Genomic DNA, 3,709 nt, shown 5'->3' on the forward strand with positions numbered 1-3,709 from the left:
GGATCGCTACCCGCTATGATAAGAGAGCGGATTCTTTTCAGGCTTTTCTTTTCCTTGCTGCTTCTGCTGTCATTTTCTCCATTTTGCACATATGAGCCGACTTCTCAGATACACCCTAAGGCTGACAAGGCGGCCCCCGGCGAGTCCCAGCCGTCCAAACGAGACAAATTGTCCCGAAGTGGCGGGAAAGCTCCCGATGTTCCTGTTCCCCCGGATGCCGGAAAGGATAAGCCCGCAAAGGAGGCCGCTCCCCCGGAGCAGGGTGTGACGGAGCCGACTGTGCCGCCCCGTCCTGTGGAGGAGGGAAAGCTGGTCTATCTGAAACTTTCCGAACTCCATCCGTTCCATACATTCCGCCCCCATCCGTTCAAGGTGCGGGACGACGCCAAAATGCAGGAAACCGTGGCATCCATCAAGCTCAACGGCGTTATGGTGCCCGGCCTTGCCCGCCCGGAAAAGGACGGAAACGGCTATGAGATTGTGGCAGGCCATCGCCGCTGCCGTGGCAGCGAGCTGGCTGGGCTGGAGGAAATGCCCTTTATTGTCCGGGATATGACCGACCACGAGGCGGTGGAGGCCATGAAGGACAGCAACAAGCAGAGGGATCAGACGCTCCCCAGCGAACTGGCCGCCCTTTTGGATTTGGAGGTAGAGGACATCAAGCACCAGGGCTCCCGGCTGAAAAATGTGGCCGAGGGCGATGTGGGGAAACGCTCGGTTGAAATCGTGGGCGAGGCGCATGGCATGAACTATAAAAAGGTCATGCGGTATCTGCGCCTTAACCACCTTGTCCCGGAGCTCATGGATAAGGTGGACGATAAAAAGATGGGCTTCATGCCTGCGGTGGAGCTTTCCTATATCAAGCCGAAAAATCAAAGGCTGATTGCCGTTTCCATTGACGGGGAACAGGCGTCCCCCTCTCTGGCCCAGGCGAAACAGCTCCGGGAGCTGGATAAGGAAGGCAAGCTCAACGGCGATGTGATTGACGGCATATTAAGCGAAAAGAAAAAGGAGGATCGCGGCGTGATTATTTCGATGGCCGAACTGGAGAAATATTTTGGCAAGGAGGCCACTCCCGCCAAAATGAAGGAGCAGATCATGACTTTGCTGGACGAGTGGAAGGAGAAACAGCCGCCCGAACTGGCAAAGGCTCCGAAAAAGATGGAAAAAGACAAGTAACCCGACCACACTTCGAGACAAATTGTCCCGAGGGGCCCCGCCCCTCCTGCAGAGGGCTCTGTGGTGATATATCCCCCGTCGCCGCCTATATTCCTGCACAGCCGGGAGTGGGCCGTCAAGGGTGCAACGCACCGCCGCTTGCGGCGGCCTGCCCTTGACGGTCTGCCCCGGCTGTGTTACTTCCAGCGGCGCGGCGGGGGCATATATCCTCCAGAGCCGCCCCCTTTCCCATGACTGGGAAAGGGCGGGGGGATTGGGCTGAAGTATCTTTCTTCAAAGAACGGAGGTTTTGACAATGAAACGGCCACTTGCTTATATTACCGCCGGATGGCTTGGCGGTGACAGTGAAAACGCAGAACAGGCGGCCCGCTACTGCCGGGCGGTGTATGAGGCGGGCTTTTCGCCCATCTGTCCTACCCTGTATCTGCCCTTGTTCCTCAATGATGCAGTGCCGGAGGAACACAAAAGCGGCATTGACATGAGCCGCGACCTGCTCCGCCGCTCCCATGTACTGGTGGTCTGCGGCCATACCATGACCGAGGCCATGAAAAACGACATCGCCGTTGCCCAGCGGCTGGGGATTACTGCTACCACCCTTGAGGGCATCCTTACCGTCAAGGGACAGGGCCGCCGCTGATGGCGGCCCTTTTCGAAGCCTACATCACGAACCTGGGGAAATATAACGAGGGCGAGCTTGTAGGAGAAACGCTGAAATTCCCCACTACCACGGAGGAGGTGCAGGCGCTCCTAAAGCGCATCGGTGTGGATGGTGTGCGGTATGAGGAGTTTTTCATTACCAGCTTTGACGGGGATGTGCTGGGGCTCTATGACTATCTGACGGAATACGAAAATCTTGACGAGCTCAACCATCTGGCCTGCCTACTTTCCGAACTGGATCAGAGCGATTTGGAGAAATTCGAGGCTGTGATTGACAGCGGCGAGCACACTTCCAGCGTGGCCGACCTAATCAATCTCACGCAAAACCTGGACTGTTTTGAATTTTATCCCGGTGTGGGGGACGATGAAACGCTGGGCCGCATCTATGTGGAGGACATGGAGGCCATTGATGTGCCGGAGCATTTGCTGAATTATTTTGACTATGAGGCATACGGGCGTGATATTCGGATTAACGAGGATGGTCACTATGCCCCCGGAGGCTATGTGCTGAATAACGGTGGGAAATTCATCGAGCACTACCACGGGATCGAGGACATCCCCGCCGAGCACAGAGTTTTCTCCTATCCGAAACTTTCTATCCGGGAACAGATGGCGGCCTACAAGGAGATTATTGACGGTTCCTCTTTGGAAGGCTATCGGAAACTTTCTAATAAGGAGCGTGAGGAACGATAGACGGCACTTCGAGACACTTTGTCCCGAGGTGGCCGCCGGAAAGGAGGCGGTATAACTGATTGATGAAGATGTTTCCCGGCGTACCATAGCAATTTCTGTCCGGGCCAGCAAGCTGACGGCGCGGGGCCTTGCCTATGTGTTGGGGGCTGTGGGCCGGAAGATTCGCAAGGCTTACCGGGAACACCAAACGCCCCACGGCAGGCAGAGCGTGAAAAAGCTCATGGGACACGGCGCGGCTACAAACAGCATTGAGCTTTCCGGGGACACGAAGGCTTTTGACCGGGTGGCCCGGAAGTGGAATGTAGACTATGCCTTTTATAAAACCGGGCCGGACAAATACCTGTTGTTTTTCAAGTCGGGGCAGGCGGATGCGATCACCGCCTGCTTTTCTGAATACTCGCGGAAGGTGCTGAATAAATCCAAATCCCGCCGCATCCCCATCCGGGAACAGCTTAAACAGGCGGCGGATCAGCTTGCGAAGGAAAAGCCCCGCAAGCGGGAACGGGTAAAGGAGGCGGTTCGTGAGGACAGATAGCATCAAAAAATATGTACTCCCCAACATCCCCTATCTGTTTGTGCTGTGGGCCTGCTTAAAGCTGGGGACGGCTTACCGTTTGGCCGCTGGCGCGGATTTCGCCCATAAGCTCATGGGGCTGGGGCAGACCATCGGCCCGGCCTTTGCAGACTTTGCGCCGGGGCTTGCTCCCTTTGACTGGCTCGTCGGCATTGTGGGCGCTGTGGGCTTCCGCCTGCTGATCTATTTCAAAAGTAAGAACGCGAAAAAGTACAGGCGGGATGAGGAATACGGCTCCGCCCGGTGGGGAACGGAAAAGGACATCAAGCCCTTTATCGATCCGAAGTTTGAAAACAACATCATTTTGACCGGAACAGAGTTCCTTACAATGAACACCCGCCCGAAAAACCCGGCAAACGCCCGCAACCTTAACGCCTGTGTGATCGGCTCGTCCGGCTCGGGCAAAACCCGCTTCTGGCTCACTCCGCAGATTTTGCAGGCCAGCGCGGATAAAAACAGCGGATGCAGCTATGTGTGCGTCGATCCGAATGGTAATTTACAATAAGGATAAAGGGAGCGCGCACCCTCAAGAAAGGAGGTTACACCCCATGAAGAAACAGCCGGACAAGGGAAAAATCACAGCCCTGTACGAGCGTCTTTCCCATG

General features: G+C 55.9%; 3 protein-coding genes and 2 pseudogenes. All 5 read left to right on the forward strand.

The window, feature by feature from the left end:
• Positions 1–117 precede the first annotated feature (117 nt).
• Positions 118–1,179, forward strand: a pseudogene (locus B5E67_RS15070) (ParB/RepB/Spo0J family partition protein); the annotation flags it as partial.
• 295 nt (positions 1,180–1,474) lie between these two features.
• The gene (locus B5E67_RS15075) at positions 1,475–1,816 is read left to right on the forward strand and encodes a hypothetical protein (protein ID WP_002584339.1); all 342 of its coding nucleotides are present in this window, start codon (positions 1,475–1,477) and stop codon (positions 1,814–1,816) included.
• Positions 1,816–2,529 carry an antirestriction protein ArdA gene (locus B5E67_RS15080; protein WP_087385899.1) on the forward strand — a complete coding sequence of 238 codons (714 nt, stop codon included), beginning with the start codon at positions 1,816–1,818 and terminating at the stop codon, positions 2,527–2,529. Before B5E67_RS15075 ends, B5E67_RS15080 begins: the two co-directional genes overlap by 1 nt.
• Positions 2,530–2,665: 136 nt before the next feature.
• Complete coding sequence (locus B5E67_RS15085; RefSeq protein ID WP_002584337.1) at positions 2,666–3,064, forward strand: PcfB family protein; 399 nt, start codon at positions 2,666–2,668, stop codon at positions 3,062–3,064.
• Positions 3,051–3,545: pseudogene (locus B5E67_RS15090) on the forward strand (type IV secretory system conjugative DNA transfer family protein); the annotation flags it as partial. The gene B5E67_RS15085 and the pseudogene B5E67_RS15090, both read left to right, overlap by 14 nt.
• Positions 3,546–3,709: the final 164 nt, after the last annotated feature.

The sequence above is a fragment of the Faecalibacterium sp. An122 genome (assembly GCF_002160895.1).
GTDB lineage: Bacteria > Bacillota > Clostridia > Oscillospirales > Ruminococcaceae > Faecalibacterium.

Excerpts from the sequence above, each read along its gene's own strand:
- B5E67_RS15080 (WP_087385899.1), top strand. The coding sequence starts at position 1,816 with ATGGCGGCCCTTTTCGAAGCCTACATCACGAACCTGGGGAAATATAAC.
- B5E67_RS15075 (WP_002584339.1), top strand. The coding sequence starts at position 1,475 with ATGAAACGGCCACTTGCTTATATTACCGCCGGATGGCTTGGCGGTGAC.